The organism is Nonomuraea harbinensis, assembly GCF_019396385.1.
Lineage (GTDB): Bacteria > Actinomycetota > Actinomycetes > Streptosporangiales > Streptosporangiaceae > Nonomuraea > Nonomuraea ferruginea.
The window spans coordinates 1-19249 of record NZ_JAHKRN010000052.1; the positions used below are offsets into that span (position 1 = coordinate 1).

Sequence of the window (19249 nt, forward strand, 5' to 3'; positions counted from 1 at the left end):
TCGCGTACGGCTTGCGTTCACTCACCCGGCTATCTCAACACGTCCACGCTCACCAGCCGGGCATAACGCTACAGATTCACTCGATCACACTACGACATCACGGGCATAGGCTCACGGATCGTCCTCTAAGAGGGCCGCTTCGGGTGCGTCTTCCTGATACTCGCGCGCGGTCGTACGGAAGGGTCGGTAGCTGTACGGGCGGCACGTCGGAGCCGGTAATCGGTCCCACCTTTCACATGGCCGCAGGTCGGGCTTCGGGATGCTTGTACTCCCGGTCGTACGGGCGCGGCGTGTTTGTGATTCGGCGCGGGGCTTGCCGTGCGGGCGGAGACGGCAAATGGGGCCGCGCGGGGGGTCGTGGGGTGAGTGCCGCGGGGGTTCTCAGGTCTGAGGTGGGTGACGGCCGTGCGGGGGGCGGGCGGCGGGGTGTGCCTTCAGTGAGCGCCGTAGGGGTTTCGCGGTGTGTGAGGGGTCAAGGGGCGCGCAGGCGGGCGCGGGCGGCGGCGGCGCGGGGGTCTGCCTGGGGGAGGCTGGAGGTGAGGCGTTCGAGGAGCTGGAAGTCCTCGCGGCCGTTCATCGTCTGGGCGTATGTCCACAGGTCCTCGGGGGCGCCGCGCTGGAGGAGGCAGGTGCGTACCAGGACCTCCAGTTCGTCGCGCTCGCGGCGGATCTCGGGGGACTCGGAGCGGGCCAGCAGGGGGCCGGGGTAGGCGCGGGCCACCAGGGAGGCGGGGTGGTCGGCGGCCAGGAGGCGGCGCAGGTCCAGGAAGTCGGCCTCGACGGGGCAGGCCAGGTGGTAGGGCTTGGCGTCGATGGGGACGTCCAACTGGGTGCGCAGCCGGTGGATCTCGGCGCGGATGGTGACCGGGTTGCCGAGGTCGCCGTACAGGTGGAAGGAGAGCTGCTCGGCCGTGAGGCCGCGCGGGTGGAGCGCCAGGATGGCGAGGATCTCGGCGTGGCGGAGGGAGAGCAGCACCTTGCGGCCGCCGACGATGGCCGTCGGCGGGCCGTCGCCGAGGAAGGTGAGGGCGAGCGCGGCGGGTGTGGAGGCGGTGTTGGAGGTGGCGCGCAGCAGGTATCCGTCGGAGAACGGCTCCAGGAGCGCGATCCGCCCGTCGCGCAGGATCATGCGCTCGCCGGTGACGGGAAGCTGGAGGCGCGGCCCGAGCTGGCCGCCGGGGTCGCCGGCGATGACCCGGCCGCCGGCGGAGAGCAGCACGGCGGGGCGGGCGCGGAGCGACTCGTAGCGGCGGCGCAGGGAATCGTCGTGGTCGCGCATGCGGAGCGCGAGCTGGGTCTCGGCCAGCTTCGCGGTGGCGGCCACGAGGGCGACGGTGGCGGGGTGGAGGCTGGGCGCGGTGCCGCTGACGTCGACGCAGCCGAGGAGCTGCCCGGTCTCCGGGTCGGTGATGGGGGCGGCGCTGCAGGACCAGACGCGCAGCACGCGCATGAGGTGCTCTTCGGAGTAGACGTGAACAGGCCGCCTGAGCGCGAGCGCGGTGCCGATGCCGTTGGTGCCGGCGGCCTCCTCGGCCCAGCGGTAGCCGCCGGCGAGGCCGACCTCGTCGGCGCGGCGCATGGTGGCGGTGTGGCCGTCGCGCCACAGCACGCGGCCCTCGCGGTCGGTGAGGACCATGATGTGCTCGCCCTCGTCCGCGACCGTGCGCAGGGTCTGCTTGATGAGCGGGAGCAGGGGCCGCAGGGGGTGGGTCTCGAACGCGTTCTTCACCTGCCCGGGGTCGTGGGCGGCGGGCGCGCCGGGGGCGTCGGGGTCGATGCCGGCGGCGAGCGAGCGGCGCCAGGAGTCGCGGATCAGCTTGCGCGGGCCTGCGGGAACCGGGGCGGCAGCGGTCACCACCTCGTGCGCGGCCTGCAGACGGCGGGAGTATGCGTCAAGGTGAGCGTAACTCATCAGCCACTCCAAGTAATCGTCCCCTAGGGGGAGCATCCGCGTTGGGGTGCCGCCCGCGCAAGCAGTTCAGGGGATTGCCGAGGGTGATTGAACGATAGCAACGTGTGTGCAACGTCACTGCCGCTAGCGTTCCGGCGTACCGCGTCGGCGTGGTGCGGCCGCTCCGGTCGACGCGATTGGCCGGGTCCCGGACGCTGGAGGGGGGCCGGGACCCGGCCAAGAAGATGTCCGGATTCACGGCCCGGGAGCGAAACACCTGCAAGCCTCCAGTACATGCCGAGGCCCAAACACCGTAGGCTCGTGGCAGTCAAGAACGCGGAGCCACGAGGAGCGCACGACGGTGAACCCAGGGGATGTCAACCTGCAGCAGCTGCTGGAGCAGGCCCAGCTCATGCAGCAGCAGCTCGTGAGCGCCCAGCAGGAGCTCAACGACGCGCAGATCGAGGGCTCGGCCGGCGGCGGGATGGTCACCGCCGTCGTCAACGGCTCGGGCGAGCTGCTGGAGCTCAAGATCGATCCGAGTGTCATCGACGCCGGAGACGCGCAGGACACTGCCGACACGATCGCCGACCTGGTGATCGCCGCCGTGCGCGACGCCGTCAGGGCGGCCGGCGACCTGCAGCAGGAGAAGCTCGGGCCGCTGGCCCAAGGGCTGGGCGGCGGCGGCCTCGGCCAGCTGCCAGGGTTCTAGCGATGTACGAAGGGGTCGTCCAGAACCTGATCGACGAGCTGGGCCTGCTGCCCGGCGTAGGTCCCAAGAGCGCGCAGCGCATCGCCTTCCACCTGCTGGCGGCCGACCCGGCCGACGTCAAGCGGCTGGCGCACGCGTTGCTGGAGGTCAAGGAGAAGGTCCGGTTCTGCCGGGTGTGCGGCAACGTGGCCTCCGAGGAGGAGTGCCGCATCTGCCGCGACCCGCGCCGCGACACTCACGTGATCTGCGTGGTGGAGGAGTCGAAGGACGTCGTCGCGATCGAGAAGACGCGCGAGTTCCGCGGCACCTACCACGTGCTCGGCGGTGCCATCAGCCCGATCGACGGTGTCGGCCCCGACGACCTGCGGATTCGCGAGCTTATGACCCGGCTGGCCGACGGCCGGGTGACGGAGCTCATCCTCGCCACAGACCCCAATCTCGAGGGTGAGGCGACGGCTACCTACCTTGCCCGTCTGGTCAAGCCGATGGGTGTGAAAGTGACACGACTGGCCAGCGGTCTGCCCGTGGGCGGTGATCTCGAGTACGCCGACGAGGTGACCTTGGGCCGCGCGTTCGAAGGACGGAGGCTGCTGGATGTCTGACGAGTGGGGAGCGCTGGCGGAGGAGATCGCCGGTCACGCGCAGAACTACGTCGACGGCCTGGCGAGGGTCGCGGGCGGCGAGGGGGGCGACGCCATCTGGTCGCTGCTCCTGGTCGAGGTCGCCCAGGTGAGCCTGGCGGGCGCCAAGCTCGGCGCCAACCGCGACGTGATCCTCTCGGGCAACTACGAACCGCCGCTGAGCGAGGATCCCGACATCGACGGGGTGCGCACGGCCCTGGCCGAGCGGCTCGGCCCGGTCGACGACTACGCCGAGGTGTTCGACCCGTACAAGGACACCGGGGTGACTCCCTACCGTCTGTCCGACGACCTGACGGCGGTGGCCGCCGATCTCATCCACGGACTGCGCCACTATCAGGCGGGCCGGCCGCACGAGGCGCTGTGGTGGTGGCAATACTCCTACTTCAACACCTGGGGCAACCACGCGGGCGCGGCCATGCGCGCGCTGCAGGCCCTGGCCGCGCACTCGCGGCTCGACGTGGCGGAAGAGGTCACGACCGGGTAGGTGTCCACATAGTGGCTGGCACATCAGTGGCATGAGACGTCCCAAGTAGACTGGGCTTTCACAGTCCAGATCGGGAGACTCTCGTGGCACTCGTTGTGCAGAAGTACGGTGGTTCGTCCGTTGCCGACGCGTCCTCCATCAAAAGGGTGGCGCAGCGTATCGTCACGACGAAAAAAGCCGGCAACGACGTCGCCGTCATCGTCTCCGCCATGGGTGACACCACCGACGAGCTGCTCGACCTGGCCGAGCAGGTGTCGCCGCTGCCGCAGGGCCGCGAGCTCGACATGCTCCTGACCGCGGGCGAGCGCATCTCGATGGCGCTGCTGGCGATGGCGATCGCCAACCTCGGCCACGAGGCGCGCTCGTTCACCGGCTCGCAGGCGGGTGTGATCACCAATTCCACCCACGGCAAGGCGCGCATCATAGACGTGACGCCGAGCCGCATCCAGGAGGCCATCGACCAGGGCCACATCGCGATCGTGGCCGGCTTCCAGGGCGTCTCGCAGGACACCAAGGACATCACCACGCTCGGCCGCGGCGGCTCCGACACCACCGCGGTCGCGCTGGCGGCGGCGCTCGAGGCCGACGTGTGCGAGATCTACACCGACGTCGACGGCATCTTCACCGCCGACCCGCGCATCGTGCCGGCCGCCCGCCGGATCCCGCGCATCTCCTACGACGAGATGATGGAGATGGCGGCCTGCGGCGCGAAGATCCTCCACCTGCGCTGCGTCGAGTACGCTCGCCGTTTCGACCTGCCGATCCACGTACGCAGCTCGTACAGCAACAAGGAAGGCACGTGGGTCGTCTCCGACCCCTACTCCGAAGGAACCGAGATGGAGCAGCCGATCATCTCCGGCGTGGCACACGACCGGAGCGAGGCCAAGATCACTGTTGTCGGGGTCCCCGACAAGGTCGGTGAGGCTGCCGCGATCTTCAAAACCCTGGCCGACGCCGAGGTCAACATCGACATGATCGTGCAGAACGTCTCGGCCGCTGCGACGGGCCGCACCGACATCTCCTTCACGCTGCCGACGGCCGACAGCCAGACGGCGCTCACGGCGCTGAAGAAGATCCAGGCCCGGATAGGGTTCGAGTCGCTGCTGTTCGACGACCAGATCGGCAAGGTCTCGCTGATCGGCGCGGGCATGCGTTCCCACCCCGGCGTCACGGCCACGTTCTTCGCGGCTCTCGCGGACGCGGGGGTCAACATCGAGATGATCTCCACCTCGGAGATCCGGATTTCCGTGGTCGTCGGGCAGGACGACGTGGACTCGGCGGTCGCCGCCGCCCACCACGCCTTCGACCTCGACGTCGACCAGGTCGAAGCCGTTGTGTATGGAGGTACCGGACGATGAGCAGACCCAATCTGGCCCTGATCGGCGCGACCGGTGCCGTGGGCACCGTCATGCGCGACATCGTCTCGTCGCGTGACGACGTCTGGGGCGAGGTCCGCCTGGTCGCCTCCCCGCGCTCGGCGGGCAAGGTGCTTCGGGTCCGCGGCGAGGACGTCGTCGTGCGGGCGCTCGCGCCCGAGGTGTTCGACGGCATCGACATCGCCATCTTCGACGTGCCCGACGAGGTGTCGGCCGAGTGGGTGCCGATCGCCGCGGAGCGGGGCGCGATCGTGATCGACAAGTCCGGCACGTTCCGGATGGACCCCGACGTCCCGCTGGTGGTGCCGGAGGTCAACCCGCACGACGCGCGCCAGCGCCCGCGCAACATCATCTCGACGCCCAACTGCACCACGCTGTCGATGATGGCGGCCATGGGCGCCCTGCACGCCGAGTACGGCCTCCAGGAGCTCGTGGTGGCCTCCTACCAGGCGGTGTCCGGCGCCGGCGTGGCGGGCTCGGCAAGGCTCTACGACGAGGTCGAGGCGCTGGCCGGCGACCGGTCGATCGGCCAGGCGGCGGGCGACGTGCGCAAGGCGCTGGCCAACAAGCTGCCTGACGACTCGCCGTTCCCCGCGCCCGTCGCGTTCAACGTGGTGCCGTGGGCGGGCTCCTACAAGGACGGTGGCTGGGCCTCGGAGGAGCTCAAGCTCCGCAACGAGTCCCGCAAGATCCTCGGCATCCCCGGCCTGAAGGTCTCCGCGACCTGCGTCCGGGTGCCGGTGATCACCACCCACTCGCTGGCGGTGCACGCGCGCTTCGAGCGCGAGATCACGGTGGCCGACGCGCACCGGGTGCTGGAGGCGGCGCCGACGGTGGTCCTCATGGACGACCCCGCCAACGGCGTCTTCCCCACTCCGGCCGACGTCGTCGGCACCGACCCGACCTATGTCGGCCGGGTCCGCCAGGCGGTCGACTTCCCCAACACGCTCGACCTGTTCGTCTGCGGTGACAACCTCCGCAAGGGCGCCGCGCTGAACGCGGCCGAGATCGCGGAGCTGGTCGCCGCCGAGTTCTGACCGAGCGGCCGGGGTACGGGCCCGTCACCTGAAGAGGATGTCCCAGTGGTCGCCCTCGTCGGCGAAGACGGTGCCTGACGGCGAACGGTACAACCGGGCGCCGTCACCCCGCACCCCGGCCGGTTCGGCGGTCTTCTTGATGTAGCGGTCGATGCACTTGTTGTGCCCGATGTCGAGCTTGTGGCCGCTGCCGTGGCTGAAGCGGCCGGGCGCGTGCCCGGTCTCGGTGCCGCCGGTGACGGTGACGGAGCAGCCGCTGCGCTTCTTGAGCTGTACCATCCGCTGCACGGTCGCGGTGCGTACGGATTCGAGCGAGGTGCAGTGGCGGACGTGCCGGTTCGCGCAGCCGCCCGACGAGGTCCAGCGCAGGCCGGCCTGCTTGAGCCAGCGGGTGGCGTGGCTGTGCGACAGGTGCATGGTCGCGTACCTGGGCTTGACCCGGGCCAGCTTCACGCGCCGTTTGCCGCGGCTGTCGGTGCCCTCCAGCGCCTCGTGGGCCCGGGACCGCCAGTCTGCTTCGTAGTCGTGCCACCTGGTCCTGTGGGCCGGTGGGCCCGCGCGGTAGCCGGACCAGCCGATGTCCCGGACGTGCCGTCCGGCTTCGCGGATCCGGTGCGCGGCATGCTCGTGGCGAGGGGCCAGCGAGCGGGCGCCGCCGTACGTCCAGTCCAGGCCGTCGTTTCTGCTCTCGAGTGAGTCGATCCAGCGGGGAGCCTTGAACGCGTCCTCGATGCGAATGATCGGCACCAGCTCCTCTCCCAGGTCCTTACCGGGAGGGATCGGAGTGGCTGAGGCGGCGGTGGCCATGGCGATTATGGAAGTTTCTATAGCAAAGAGCGCGACCACGCAGAGCCGCACTGTCCTACGTATCCACATGTCTGTGCCTTTTCGCGGAATAGCCCTTCCGCTGGAATCATCAATCCCACGCTTCACACGAGATGACCCCTGTCTCAGCGGCATCTTTGCCCTGTGTCTGCGATCACCGTGCGGGTTCATGACCTAACCCGGCATCAAGCCGTAAAGTGACGAACGTGGCCGAAGCCCGAAACCGAGGATCGGAGAGCACCCGGGAGGTCATCGTCGCGACGGCCCTCAGGCTGTTCCGGGAGCGTGGCTTCGAGGCGACGACGATGCGGGCCATCGCCGCCGAGGCCGGGGTGTCGGTGGGCAACGCCTACTACTACTTCGACAGCAAGGAAGCGCTGGTCCAGGCGTACTACGACCGCGCCCAGGCCGAGCACGAGGAGGCCTGCGCGGAGTTGCTGGCCACCGAGCGCGCCTTCGCGGCCCGCCTGAGTGGCGTGCTGCGGGAGTGGGTACGGGTCTCGGAGCCGTACCACGCGTTCGCCGTCAAGTTTTTCAAGCACGCGGCCGAGCCGGCCAACCCGCTCAGCCCGTTCAGCGCCCAGTCCTCCCCGGCCAGGGAGGCGTCGATCGCCATCTACCGTCAGGTGGTCGAGGGCGCGGCCGACCGCATGGACGCAGAGCTGCGCGAGGAGCTGCCCGAGCTGCTCTGGTTGCTGTCGATGGGCATGGTGCTGTTCTGGGTGCACGACACCTCGCCGGGGTGCGCGCGCACGTACCGGCTGATCGAGGTGACCGTGCCGCTGGTCGACCGGCTGGTGGGGATGTCGCACCTGCCGGGGCTGCGCGGCATCACCAAGGACTTCATCGCCGCGATGCACGAGCTCAGGGCATAGGCGTACCACATACCGATTGGTATGGTGCGGTGCATGACGCAGAACTGGGGCATGACCATTCCCTTCTACGACCGTTCGCTCGCCGCGTCGAAGGAGCTGATCGAGGAGCTGCCGTCGCTCGGTTACACCGATCTGTGGTCCGCGGAGGTGAACGGCGCCGACGGGTTCACGCCCCTGGCCCTGGCCTCGCAGTGGGCCCCGGGAACGCGGCTCGGCAGCGCGATCGTGCCCGTCTCGACGCGCGGCCCCGGCCTGCTGGCGATGTCCGCCGCGACGCTGGCCGACCTGGCGCCGGAGCGGTTCGTGCTGGGCATCGGCTCGTCCTCGCCGGCCATCGTGGAGCGCTGGAACGCGATGGAGTTCACCAAGCCGTACGCGCGCACCCGCGACACCCTGCGCTTCCTGCGGGCCGCCCTGGCCGGCGAGAAGGTGTCGGAGACGTACGAGACGTTCGCGGTCAAGGGGTTCAAGCTGGAGCGGGCGCCGAAGGTCGCGCCGAAGATCGTGCTCGCCGCCCTCCGGCCCCGGATGCTCCGGCTGGCCGCCGAGGAGGCCGACGGCGCGATCACGAACTGGCTCTCGCCCGACGACGTGCGCAAGGTCCGCGCGGAGGTCCGGCCGGAGACCGAGCTGATCGCCCGCTTGTTCGTCTGCGTCAGCGAGGACGCGGACGCGGTACGCGAACGCGGGCGCTGGATGCTGGCCAGCTACCTTACGGTGCCCGCCTACGCGGCCTTCCACGACTGGCTGGGCCGCGGCGAGCAGCTGCGGCCGCTGCACGAGGCGTGGGCCGCCGGCGACCGCAAGGCCGCGCTCCAGGCCATCCCGGACGAGGTCGTCGACGCGCTCATCGTGCACGGCGACGCGGCCACCTGCCGGGCCAGGATCCAGGAGTACGTGGACAACGGCCTCGACACGCCCGTGCTCGCGCCCATCCCCGGCGAGACCCCGATCGCCCAGGCCGTCCGGGACCTCGCGCCGAAAGCCTGATCGTTAGGAACCAATCCCCGTGGGTAACACGTTATGTCGTGAAACCGGGGTAAGGGGATCACATGAAGCCGAAACCAGCACGCGCCGCCGCGGTCTATCGGACGTACCGCGAAGTGAGCAAGCCGGGCTCCCCGTCCTTCATGACGAGGGTGCGGGCGATCCCGCGCATGATCGGCGACGTGATGCGCGGCCGGTACGACGGGCTGGGCAAGGGCAAGCTGGGGCTCATGGCGATGGGCGTGGTCTACATGATCTCGCCCATCGACCTGGTGCCCGACTTCCTCGTCCTGATCGGGGTCGCCGACGACTTCGGGGTGTTCCTGTGGCTGATGGCGTCGCTGCTCGGGGAGAGCGGCCGCTACGTCGACTGGGAGCGCAAGGTCGTCACCGGGCACGTGGAGGCCCGGCCGCAGGAAGGCTAGATCTCCTCCATGCGCAGCCAGGCGCGTGACGGGAGCGGGTGGCCGAACAACCGCGCGGCGTTCCCGTACGCGACCCTGGCGATGTCGGCCGGCGGCAGCGGGCCGAGGTTGCGCGCCACGGCCTTCTGCGTGTCGGGCCACGTCGAGTCGGAGTGCGGGTAGCCGCTCTCCTGCAGCACGTGGTCGAGGCCGACCGCCAGCCGCACCCCCGAGAGCGCGTGGTCGTTGAGCGTGCCGAAGAAGAAGTTGCGGCGCAGCACCTCGCTGGGCTTCAGCCCGCCCTCCCACGACGTCTCGCCGCCCGTCACCGGGTGGTCGAGCGCGTAGTCGGCCCGATCGGCCAGCATCGGCAGCCAGCCCACCCCGCCCTCGACGATGAGGATGCGCAGGTTGGGGAAGCGCAGCGGCAGCCCGGACCACAGCCAGTCGGCGCACGCGAACATCGCGCCGGTCGGCATCAGCGTGGTGATCGCCTCGATCGGGGTGTCGGGCGACGGCACCGGCGACCAGCTCGACGCGCCGGTGTGGAGGGCGACCACGGTGCCGGTCTCCTCGCAGGCCGCGAAGAACGGATCCCAGTGGCCGCTGTGGATGGACGGCAGCCGCAGCCGCGTCGGGAACTCGGGGAACACCACGGCCTTGAAACCGCGCGCCGAGTTGGCCCTGATCTCCTTGGCGGCCACGTCGGGGTCGGGCAGCCAGGGCAGCTGCAGGCCGATGATCCGCTCGGGGAAGGTGCCGGCCCAGACGTCGATGTGCCAGTCGTTGTAGGCCTTGACCAGGGCCAGGCCGAGCTCCTGGTCACGGGTCCTGGCGAAGGCCATGCCGGACTGGCCCGCCACCATGCCGGGGAAGCAGAGCGCGGCCCAGACGCCCGCGGTGTCCATGTCCTTGACGCGGGCCTCGATGTCGTAGCAGCCGGGGCGCATGTTCTCGAACCTGACCGGGTCGAGCGTCCACTGCTCGCGCGGCAGGCCGGCGCCGACGTCGAGCCCCGCGCAGGGATAGGTGGCGCCTCCATAGCGCCACACCTGGTGACCGGCCTCGGTCTCCACCACCTTCGGCGCGACGTCGGCGAATTTCTCCGGCACCCGGTCCTCGAAAAGGTCGGGGGGCTCGATCAGATGATCGTCGGCGGAAATGATCACGTAGTCGCGCCGCCTCGGCTCTGGGTCGGGAAGCAGCGGCGTAGTCACGCAGGTAACCGTACGACGGCTGGATAACGTGGAACAAGCTGCGAGGTCTCTAATTGCGATCTGCTGTGTTTGATTGGCGATCCTTCGGATCGCGGCGCTGTGCTGACTGCGATCCTGCGGATCGCGGCTCGTCGCTCAGATCCGGCGTCTTCCCTCGTCGCTCGGTCGCTGCGCTCCCTCCCTCCTCAGTCCAGACACCGGCGCTCCTCGCGGGGCTCCCTCCCTCCTCAGTCCAGGCACTGGCACTACCCGTCAGTTGGTGAGGAGGTGTTGGCGGAGTTCGGTGATGGGGTCGGCGCCGAGGCCGAGGGTTTTCGTCGCGTATGACTCTATGGAGTTGTGGCGGGCGCGTAAGTCGGTGAGGAACAGGCGCATGGCTTCCGCGGGGGCCAGGCCGAAGCCGGGCCAGAGTGTTCCGTCCGGATGGCGGGCCGTCCAGTCGGCGATGAAGCGGTCGGTGGCCAGGCCGGTCAGGGCGTAGTCGGCGACGATGTCGTCCTCGGCGACGCCCAGGAGGGACAGCACGATCGCCAGGAGGAGGCCGGTGCGGTCCTTGCCCGCGGCGCAGTGGACGACGACGGGCGCGCTGTCGGCGCGGCAGATCGTCTCCATGGCGGTGCGCAGGTTGGCGACCCCGTTCTCGGTCACCTTCAGGTAGCGGTCCGCCAGGTAGCGGGCGACGCCCCGGTCCTCTTCGTAGAGGGCGAAGTCCCAGCGGCGGCCCTCGATGGGCAGGTTGTGGTAGGCCAGCCCGTGCTCCTCGGGGACCCGGCCGTACTTCTCCGCCTCGAAGGGGTGGCGCAGGTCGATGACGGTGCGCACGCGCAGCGCCCGGAACGTGTCGAGGTCCTCGCCGGCCAGCCAGCCGAGGGAGTCGGCGCGGTAGAGGCGCTGCCAGCGGACGGACCGGCCGTCGGCGGTGGCATATCCGCCAACGTCACGAAAATTGTGGATGTTGGCGAATTTGATGTGCCGGATCACGTCCAACACCTTAATCGGCGCGGACTTCCTCCGGCTCGGGTACGGACTCCTGCGCCCTGTCGGCCACCTCGCGCCTGATGAGCAGCACCCAGCCGCCGATCGCGATGCCGATGAAGAGCCACCACTGCACGCCGTAGGCGAGGTTGAGCCCGCCGCCCGCGCCCACGTCGGGCTCGGTCACCGGTTCGGGGGCGGCGGCGCCCGCGGGCTCCTGCCCGGTCAGCTCGACGTACCCGTCGAGCAGGGGATACGGCAGGGACCGGCCGATCGAGGCCGGGTTGATGAGCAGCACCTGCCGGGGCGGCAGCCCGGACCGCTCCCTGATGCCGCTGCCGGCCTCGGTCTCGCTCGGGCGTAGCCTCCCGGTGACAGTTACCTCACCCGTGGGCGGCGGCGGCACCGCGGGATACTCGTCGGCGGTGGCGCCCGCCTTGACCCAGCCCCGGTTGACCAGAACGGCGTGGCCGCCGCCGATGGACAGGGGAGTGAGCACGTAGTAGCCCGGCCGCCCGCCCTGCGGCCGACGGCGCACGACGAGCTCCTGCTGGGGGTCGTACGTGCCGGTGACCGTGACGTTCTTGAACCGGTCGGACTCCTTGGCCGGCCGGCCCGGCTGGACGAGGGTCTCCAGGGGCACCGGGGCGCTCTCGATGTTGCGGGTGACCAGGTCGCTGTTGGCCGAGCGTTCCTCGAAGCGCCCGAACTGCCACTGCCCCAGCAGCACGAAGGCGGGGATCACGAGCAGCACGACGACGTGGAGCGCGATCCACCGGGGTGTGAGCAGGAACCGGTACACGCTTCAAGGGTAGGCACCGCGGCGGGTGGTCCCGCACGCGGCTCAGGCGGTCTTCCGCGCAGCTCCCGGCAGCGGGGTGACCTCGCCCGGGCCGCCCACCTCGTGGCCTTCGGCGCACCGGAAGTGCTGCTCGACGAGGGCGCCGCAGCCGCGGTGGGAGAGCAGCACGGGCGGCCCCTCCTCGCCCGTGAGGTACTTGTCGCCCCAGTGCATGAGCGCGACCAGCAGCGGATAGAGGTCGCGCCCCTTCTCGGTCAGCCGGTACTCGTCGCGTTGCCGCTGGCCCGGCTCGCGGTAGGGCACCTTGCGCAGCAGCCCCTCGTCGACCAGGCGCGTCAGCCGGGCGCTGAGCACCTGGCGCGGCGCGCCGGTGTTGGACTGCATGTCGGCGAACCGTCTCACGCCGCTGAACGCCTCACGCAGCACCAGGAAGGTCCATTTCTCCCCGACGACGTCCAGGGTGCTCTCGATCGAGCAGTTGTTCACCCGGAAAGGCACGTTCATGCCGCACATTCTACCTGAGTTCAATTGACAGACTCAGGTCTGCTGAAGCAAGCTGAGTTCATGTCTGGAACTCAGGGGGAACCTCCGTGCGGCGTGCTGATCCGTCCGGCCGTGAGCGACGACGCCGAGCGCGTCCGGCGCTTCCTGACGGGCCTATCCCTGCACACGCAGACCCTGCGCTTCTTCGCCGGCGTCAGCCGTCCGGCGGCGAGCCTGGTGCGCGCGCTCATCGAGGTGAACGAGACCAGGGACGCGCTCGTCGCCGTGCTGGAGGGAGAGGTCGTCGGCCACGCCATGAGCTACCGGGGCGGCCAGACCGACGTGGAGATCGCGGTGGTGGTGGCCGACCAGTGGCAGGGGTTCGGGCTCGGCCCCGCCCTGATCGACACGCTGCTGGCCAGGGCGACCGTGCGCGGGGCCAGCACCGTCGGCATGGACGTGCTCGGTGACAACCGCAAGGTGCTGGGCATGATCCGCAGAATCTGGCCGGGTGCGCAGATGAAAGTATCCGCCGGATCGGTGGAGGTGACCGCTATGATCCGAGAGGCCCAGATATTTGCGGAACAAGGTTCTGGTGGCTCACCATTGACAGTGTGAAGAGTGCCAAGAACGGACGCGACGGCCGGACCCGGATCATCGAGGGGGCCCTCCGCCGATTCAGCCAGGATGGGGTGTCGGCCACCACCCTGGCCAGCCTCCGTGACGAGAGTGGTGTGAGCGTAGGCAGCTTCTACCACCACTTCGCGAGCAAGGAGCACGTCTTCGGCGTGCTCTACGCCGAGACGCTCCGGGCCTACCAGCAGGAGTTCGTCGCCGAGCTGAGGCGCCACGACGACGCCCGCGACGGTGTGGAGGCCGTGGTCGCCTTCCACATGCGCTGGTCGGGCGAGCACCCCGAGCGGGCCAGGCTGCTCGTCAGCGAGCGCCCGCCGCGCAAGCAGGAGCCGGGCGGCGCCGAGGTGGCCGAGGCCCGGCGCGAGTTCTTCCGCCAGGTGTCCGACTGGTGGCGGCCGCACATGAGGAACGGCATGCTCCAGCCCGTCTCCCCGACCATGTGCTACGTGCTGTGGCTCGGGCCGGCGCAGGAGATCTGCCGGCTGTGGTTCGCCGGCGCGCACACCCCGACCGACGAAGAGGTCAAGGGCCTGGGCGAGGCCGCCTGGCACAGCCTGCGCCAGCGCGACGAGGACTAGCAGCGGTCAGGCGGGCTGCCGCACCCGCGTCCGCACCCTCCAGCTCGCCGCGTCGAGCGAGATGTCCAGCCGCAGCTCTCCCCGCTGCCGGCGCAGCCCCGGCACGCGCACGCGGTCCTGGACGTCGAAGCGCCCGCCGCGCGAGTAGCCGAACCCGAGCTCGCCGGGCAGCACCCGGAGGTCGTCGCGGTTGCCGCAGTGCGGGCACGTCCACGACACCAGGTCCAGGCCGCGGTTGTAGTCGGAACAGGCGGCGAAGTAGTCGTCGGGCACGAAACGCGCCTCGCAGGCCAGACAGGGGATGAGCACGGGATCCGCTCCTCTTCGAACGGCGGGGGAGAGCATCCAAGAGATACCCCGCCACACTTGTGCCTCGCTTGGAGAATGCTGCGGTATCTCGTAACAGTATGATCACTGACAGTATCGGATCATGCGTGTTGGTTCACGGTGAAAGGATGGTGTCGTGGAACGACTGCGCGATCATCTCCTGGAGACCGGTTACACAGTGGACGGCGTGCGCGACCGGCTGGGCGACGTCGCGGCCTCCGCGCTCGCCCGCGAAGAGCTGGTCCCGGCCCTGCGCGCCACCGCCGACGGCGACCCGCTCGGCGCGCTGATCCGGCTCTGGTGGCTCGGCGTTCCCGTCGAGGCCGCGAGCCTGCCGGCGGTGGTCCTGGAGTCCGGGCTGGTCAGCGCCGACGGCGACACGGTCCGCGCCGACGTGCACCTGCAGCCCTGGGAGAGCGACGGCTACGTGGTCTCCGACCGCAAGGTGCGCCCCGGCGACCCGGCGCTCCGCCCCGACCACGTGGTCGGCGCGGGCGGCGCGTCCGCCAACCTCGCCCAGCTCGTCACCCGCCGCCCCGCCGACCGGGCGCTCGACCTCGGCACCGGCTGCGGCGTGCAGGTGGTGTCGCTCGACGGCCGGGCCTCTCACGTGACGGCCACCGACGTCAACCCGCGGGCGATCGAGCTGGCCCGGCTGAGCTGGCGGCTCTCGGGCGTGTCCGGCGTGGACGCCCGCGTCGGCTCGCTGTTCGAGCCGGTCGCGGACGAGCACTACGACCTGATCGTGGCCAACCCGCCGTTCGTGATCTCTCCGGGCGGCACGCTGACCTACCGCGAGACCGGCGCCGGCGGCGACGCGTTCTGCCGCGATCTCGTACGGGAGACGCCGCGCCATCTCAGCCCCGGCGGCCAGGCCCACTTCCTGGCCAGCTGGCTGCACGTGGAGGGGGAAGACTGGCGCGAGCGGGTGGGCGGCTGGCTGCGCGAGGGCGGCTGCGACGCCTGGGTGGTGCAGCGCGACGTGCAGGACCCGGCCGAGTACGTCGAGCTGTGGCTGCGCGACGCCGCCGAGCAGGGCACCCCCGGTTACACCGAGCGCTACGACCGGTGGCTGGCCTGGTTCGAGGAGCACAAGGTCGAGGCGGTCGGCTTCGGCTGGATCAGCATGCGCAACTCCGGCACCCTCGACCCGGTGGTCCGCGTCGAGCAGCTCACCCACCAGGTGGCGCTGCCGGTCGGCGACTACGTGGACGGCGTGCTCGACGCGATCGCGGCCGCCCACCGCGTGCGGGACCTGCCGTCGGTCCGGCTGCGCACCGCCGACGGCCTGCTGGACGAGCGCGTCGGGCTGCCCGGCGCGGAGGACCCGATGCGCATCGTGCTGCGCCAGACCACCGGGCTGCGCCGCACCCGCGAGGTCGGCACGGTCGAGGCGGCGCTGGCCGGCGTGTGCGACGGCGAGCTGGCGCTCGGGCCCCTGCTCAACGTCATCGCCGAACTGGTCGGCGACGGCGGCGCCCCGCAGACCGAGGCCATCCGCCCCCTCATCGCCGAGGGCTACTTCCTCCTCTGACCGCTCCGCCGGAGGGCTGCGATCCGGCGTTGATCGGCTGTTGACCGGCGCCGTGGAAACTTCTGACCACGACGCGGCCCTGGGGGGTTCGAGGACCGTGTCGGGTCCGGCCGGTCGCCGTTGTGAGGCGGCTAGCCGCCGCGCGGAGCATCCGGATGACCGGGCCCCCTAGCGACGCGCGGTGGTCAGGCGGCCGGCCGGGCCGCCGATCCACCTGTACGGACCACGGGGGTTCGTGACTCCCAAAGGACAGCCTTGTTTAACCATGTGTGGATGACACGTCTGGACGACGAGCTGTACTCAGGACTCGACGACCTTCCCGCCGGCCTTCCCGGCGACGGGGACGCTGTCGAGCAGGCTCCTGACGTCGCCGGCCTCGGGAGCGCCGAGCCGGGTGAAGATGGCGAGGGCCCCACGTAGGCACTCGGCGCTCCTGGCCGCGCTGCCCAGCCCTTTGAGCGCGCGGCCCAGCACCGTGAGCGACAGCGCTTCCCCGTACGGATGACCGATCTCGCGGGAGACGACCAGCGCCTGCTCGGCGTGGCGCACCGCGTCCTCGTAGCGTTCGGCGGCGATGAACGTCTCGGCCAGCCGCGAGCACACCCGCTGCTCCCACACCCGCTGCTTGCCGGCCCGGAAGAAGGCCAGGCATTCGGCGTGGTGGTGGACGGCCTCGGTCAGCCGGCCGACCCGGGACAGCACGATGCCGAGGTGGTAGCGGGCCCTGGCGGTGCCGGCGCCGCTGCCGATCTCGGTGAAGATGGCCAGGCCCTTCTCCGCCGCCGCGATGGCGTCCTCGGGCCGGCCCAGGCCGAGATGGTCGCGGGCCGAGTAGCTGAGCACCAGCGCCTCGCCCGCAGGCACGCCGTTCTCCCGGTACCAGCGCATCGCCGCCTCGAACCAGGCCAGCGCCTCGGTGTGGCGGCGCTGCCGGCCCACCACGACCGCCAGCGCGTTGAGCACCTCGCCGGTGACGATCTTCTCTCCGCGGGTCGCCGACAGCTCGTGCACCCGGGTGAACTGCTCCTCGGCCTCCGGCAGCCGGTTGCCGGCGAACAGCACCCGGCCGAGCACGTACCGGGCACGCAGCTCGCTGCCCCGGTCGCCGAGCCGGAGCGCGGTGGCCAGCACGGCGCGGGTGCCGTGGTCGAACTCGCGGGTGTGGGTGCCGGACTCCAGCAGCGGCTCCATGGCCACCAGCAGGTCGCCGGCGGGCAGCAGCTGCTCGCCCGCGCGGGCGGAGGCGGCGGCCTGGTTGATGGTGGCGAACAGCGCGTCGCCCTCGACGATCAGCCAGGCGACGGCCTCGTCGGCGGTGCCGAACGTGCGCCCGCTGCCGACCACCACCAGGTTGTCGGAGATCATGCTGCCCTCGTAGGCCAGCCGGTGCGCCGACTGGGTCGAGGCCAGGTAGAAGCCGAGCAGGCGGCGCAGCGCGAGCGTGCGCGCCTGCTGCCGCTCGGCCCTGTCCAGCTCCCGCCGGGCGAACAGCTTGAGCAGGTCGTGGAACCGGTAGCGGCCGGGCGCGGGCGCCTCCACCAGGCTCGCGTCGACCAGCGACTCCAGCACGTCCTCCGCCTCGATCGCGGTCATCGACAGCAGCGCGGCCGCCGCCCCGATCGAGATGTCCGGCCCGTTGGGCAGCGACAGCAGCCGGAAGGCGCGCTGCTGCGTCTGGTCGAGCTGGCCGTAGCCGAGCGCGAACGTGGCCTCCACGGCCAGGTTGCCGACCCGCATCTCGTCCAGCCGGCGCTGCTCGTCGGCCAGCCGGGGCACCAGCGAGGCGACGGTCCACGACGGGCGGGCGGCCAGCCTGGCCGCGACGATCCGCACCGCCAGCGGCAGGAACCCGCAGGCGGCGACCACGTCCATGGCGGCGCCGTGCTCGGCCGCCACCCGCTCGGGCCCGGCCACCGCGGCGAACAGCGACAGCGCCTCGTCGGGCTCCATCACGTCCAGGTCGACGAGCCTGGCCGAGGGCAGGTCGGCGAGCTTGGACCGGCTGGTCACGATCGCCGCGCAGCCCGGTGAGCCCGGCAGCAGCGGGCTGACCTGGGCGGCGTCGCGGGCGTTGTCGAGCAGCACGAGGATGCGCCGGTCGGCCAGGATCGACCGGTAGAGCGCCGACCGGTCGGCCGGGCTCTCGGGGATCACGTCGGCCGGGATGCCCAGCGCGCGCAGGAACGAGCCCAGAACCGACGTGGGGTCGGCCGCCTCGTCGGTGTAGCCGCGCAGGTCGGCGTAGAGCTGGCCGCCGGGGAACAGGTCGCCGGTGGCGTGCGCCACGTGCACCGCCAGCGTGGTCTTGCCCACGCCGCCTATCCCGCAGATCGCCACGACCGGCACGCCCTCGGCCGACGACTGGGCCGACAGCAGCGAGCGCAGCCGCCCGGCGATCTCCTTGCGCCCGGTGAAGTCGTTGACGGCCGCCGGGAGCTGGGCGGGCCTGGGAAGTTCGGGCGCCGGCTCCTCGTCGCGCTCGGGCGCGTCCTGCCCGGCCTCGGCGGCGGCCCCGTGGGCGGGCGCGGCCGGGGCTGCCAGGGTCGGGTCGGCGGCCAGGATGCGCTGGTGCAGGGCGGTCAGCTCCGGCCCCGGCTCGACGCCCAGCTCGTCGATCAGCGCCTCGCGCGTCTCGGTGAACACGTTGAGCGCGTCGCCCTGCCGTCCGCACCGGTAGTAGGCCAGCATCAGCTGGGCGCGCAGCCGCTCGCGCAGCGGGTGGTCGGCGGTGAGCGCGATCAGCTCGGCCACCACCGCCGCGTGGTCGCCCAGCTCCAGGTCCACGTCCATGAGCGCCTCGACCACGCCGAGCCGCCGCTCGACGAGGCGGTCGCGCTGGTGCTCGGCGTACGGGCCGACGGCTCCGGCCAGCGGCTCGCCCTCGAACAGCGCGAGCGCGGCCCGCATCTTCTCGGCGGCCTCGCGCGGGCGGCCGCTCTTGCGGGCGGATTCGGCCGCCGCGATGCCGCGCTCGAACCTGGTCAGGTCCAGGGCGTCGGCCGCCAGCCGCAGCGCGTAGCCCTTGCCGACGGAGGTCAGCAGCTCCGGGCGCGAGCGGGCGGGCCGGTCGGGTTCCAGCACCGTACGCAGCCGGGAGACGTAGGTGCGCAGCGCGCCCAGCGCGCGCGGCGGTGATTCCTCGCCCCAGATGGCGTCGATCATCTCGGTGGGGGTGACCGCCCGCCCTTCCTTGAGCAGCAGCATGCCGAGGATGGAGCGCTGCAGCGGGGTTCCCAGGTCGAGCTCCTGCCCGTGGCGCCAGGCACGGACGGGACCCAGCACGGCGAACCGCAGCCCGCCCTCGACTCCCTGACCAGCCATGCCGCCTGTCCCCACAGCAATGGAACGAATTGGTACCAAATGATAGATCCAACCTCAGCCGGCACCTAGAAAGGAACCCATTCCTTCATTCTCGCGTTGATCCGGCTTTGATTCCCCGTTGAGCCTCACGGGCGACCCTTCAGA

Annotated in this window: 19 protein-coding genes; 11 read left to right on the plus strand and 8 right to left on the minus strand. The window is 70.9% G+C overall.

From position 1 onward, the window contains the following. Positions 1-472: 472 nt before the first annotated feature. A complete protein-coding gene (locus KME79_RS36235; RefSeq protein ID WP_187281560.1) occupies positions 473-1912 on the minus strand; it encodes a helix-turn-helix domain-containing protein in 1440 nt (479 codons plus the stop codon). Positions 1913-2252: 340 nt separating this feature from the next. On the opposite strand from KME79_RS36235, the gene KME79_RS36240 reads away from it, so the two are divergent. From KME79_RS36240 to KME79_RS36260, 5 genes are all read left to right on the plus strand, one after another. After that, positions 2253-2603: a YbaB/EbfC family nucleoid-associated protein gene (locus tag KME79_RS36240; RefSeq protein WP_187281561.1), complete on the plus strand. Its 351-nt coding sequence runs from the start codon at positions 2253-2255 to the stop codon at positions 2601-2603. A gap of 2 nt (positions 2604-2605) precedes the next feature. Then, a complete protein-coding gene (recR, locus tag KME79_RS36245; RefSeq protein ID WP_148035997.1) occupies positions 2606-3205 on the plus strand; it encodes a recombination mediator RecR in 600 nt (199 codons plus the stop codon). Further along, entirely contained in the window at positions 3198-3728 is a 531-nt protein-coding gene (locus tag KME79_RS36250) for a DUF5063 domain-containing protein (protein WP_148035998.1), read from the plus strand. The genes recR and KME79_RS36250 overlap by 8 nt, the downstream gene beginning before the upstream one ends. 83 nt (positions 3729-3811) lie before the next feature. Further along, on the plus strand, positions 3812-5086 hold the full coding sequence (locus KME79_RS36255; RefSeq protein WP_148035999.1) for an aspartate kinase: 1275 nt from the start codon (positions 3812-3814) through the stop codon (positions 5084-5086). Next, positions 5083-6141 carry an aspartate-semialdehyde dehydrogenase gene (locus tag KME79_RS36260; protein ID WP_219549846.1) on the plus strand — a complete coding sequence of 353 codons (1059 nt, stop codon included), beginning with the start codon at positions 5083-5085 and terminating at the stop codon, positions 6139-6141. Before KME79_RS36255 ends, KME79_RS36260 begins: the two co-directional genes overlap by 4 nt. A 24-nt stretch (positions 6142-6165) precedes the next feature. Here KME79_RS36260 and KME79_RS36265 read toward each other — a convergent pair whose 3' ends face one another. Beyond that, on the minus strand, positions 6166-6888 hold the full coding sequence (locus KME79_RS36265) for a hypothetical protein (RefSeq protein ID WP_148036001.1): 723 nt from the start codon (positions 6886-6888) through the stop codon (positions 6166-6168). A 284-nt stretch (positions 6889-7172) separates the two neighbouring features. Here KME79_RS36265 and KME79_RS36270 point away from each other — a divergent pair, with 284 nt between their 5' ends. The 3 genes from KME79_RS36270 to KME79_RS36280 all read left to right on the plus strand — a co-directional run bounded on the left by KME79_RS36270 (position 7173) and on the right by KME79_RS36280 (position 9253). Next, positions 7173-7841 (plus strand): TetR/AcrR family transcriptional regulator, encoded by a 669-nt coding sequence (locus tag KME79_RS36270; RefSeq protein WP_219549848.1) that lies wholly within the window; start codon positions 7173-7175, stop codon positions 7839-7841. A 33-nt stretch (positions 7842-7874) separates the two neighbouring features. Beyond that, a complete protein-coding gene (locus tag KME79_RS36275; RefSeq protein ID WP_148036003.1) occupies positions 7875-8831 on the plus strand; it encodes an LLM class F420-dependent oxidoreductase in 957 nt (318 codons plus the stop codon). A gap of 62 nt (positions 8832-8893) precedes the next feature. After that, entirely contained in the window at positions 8894-9253 is a 360-nt protein-coding gene (locus tag KME79_RS36280; protein WP_219549850.1) for a YkvA family protein, read from the plus strand. Here KME79_RS36280 and KME79_RS36285 read toward each other — a convergent pair. The 4 genes from KME79_RS36285 to KME79_RS36300 all read right to left on the minus strand — a co-directional run bounded on the left by KME79_RS36285 (position 9250) and on the right by KME79_RS36300 (position 12730). Further along, positions 9250-10449, minus strand: coding sequence for an amidohydrolase family protein (locus tag KME79_RS36285; protein WP_219549852.1), 1200 nt, complete (start codon positions 10447-10449; stop codon positions 9250-9252). The genes KME79_RS36280 and KME79_RS36285 overlap by 4 nt on opposite strands. Before the next feature lie 252 nt (positions 10450-10701). After that, positions 10702-11430 carry a tyrosine-protein phosphatase gene (locus tag KME79_RS36290; RefSeq protein ID WP_219549854.1) on the minus strand — a complete coding sequence of 243 codons (729 nt, stop codon included), beginning with the start codon at positions 11428-11430 and terminating at the stop codon, positions 10702-10704. A 10-nt stretch (positions 11431-11440) separates the two neighbouring features. Beyond that, positions 11441-12226 (minus strand): SURF1 family cytochrome oxidase biogenesis protein, encoded by a 786-nt coding sequence (locus tag KME79_RS36295; RefSeq protein WP_219549856.1) that lies wholly within the window; start codon positions 12224-12226, stop codon positions 11441-11443. Positions 12227-12268: 42 nt separating this feature from the next. Then, positions 12269-12730, minus strand: coding sequence for a winged helix-turn-helix transcriptional regulator (locus KME79_RS36300; RefSeq protein WP_219549858.1), 462 nt, complete (start codon positions 12728-12730; stop codon positions 12269-12271). 60 nt (positions 12731-12790) lie between these two features. Between KME79_RS36300 and KME79_RS36305 the strand changes: the two genes are divergently transcribed. Beyond that, positions 12791-13327, plus strand: a complete 537-nt coding sequence (locus KME79_RS36305) for a GNAT family N-acetyltransferase (protein WP_148036009.1) — start codon at positions 12791-12793, stop codon at positions 13325-13327. Beyond that, entirely contained in the window at positions 13324-13923 is a 600-nt protein-coding gene (locus KME79_RS36310) for a TetR/AcrR family transcriptional regulator (RefSeq protein WP_219549860.1), read from the plus strand. The genes KME79_RS36305 and KME79_RS36310 overlap by 4 nt, the downstream gene beginning before the upstream one ends. Before the next feature lie 6 nt (positions 13924-13929). Here the strand turns inward: KME79_RS36310 and KME79_RS36315 are convergent, their stop codons facing one another. Further along, a complete protein-coding gene (locus tag KME79_RS36315) occupies positions 13930-14232 on the minus strand; it encodes a hypothetical protein (RefSeq protein ID WP_261808992.1) in 303 nt (100 codons plus the stop codon). Positions 14233-14386: 154 nt separating this feature from the next. Between KME79_RS36315 and KME79_RS36320 the strand changes: the two genes are divergently transcribed. Then, positions 14387-15784 carry a DUF7059 domain-containing protein gene (locus KME79_RS36320; protein WP_219549862.1) on the plus strand — a complete coding sequence of 466 codons (1398 nt, stop codon included), beginning with the start codon at positions 14387-14389 and terminating at the stop codon, positions 15782-15784. 300 nt (positions 15785-16084) lie between these two features. Here KME79_RS36320 and KME79_RS36325 read toward each other — a convergent pair whose 3' ends face one another. Then, a complete protein-coding gene (locus tag KME79_RS36325; RefSeq protein WP_219549864.1) occupies positions 16085-19105 on the minus strand; it encodes an AfsR/SARP family transcriptional regulator in 3021 nt (1006 codons plus the stop codon). Positions 19106-19249: the final 144 nt, after the last annotated feature.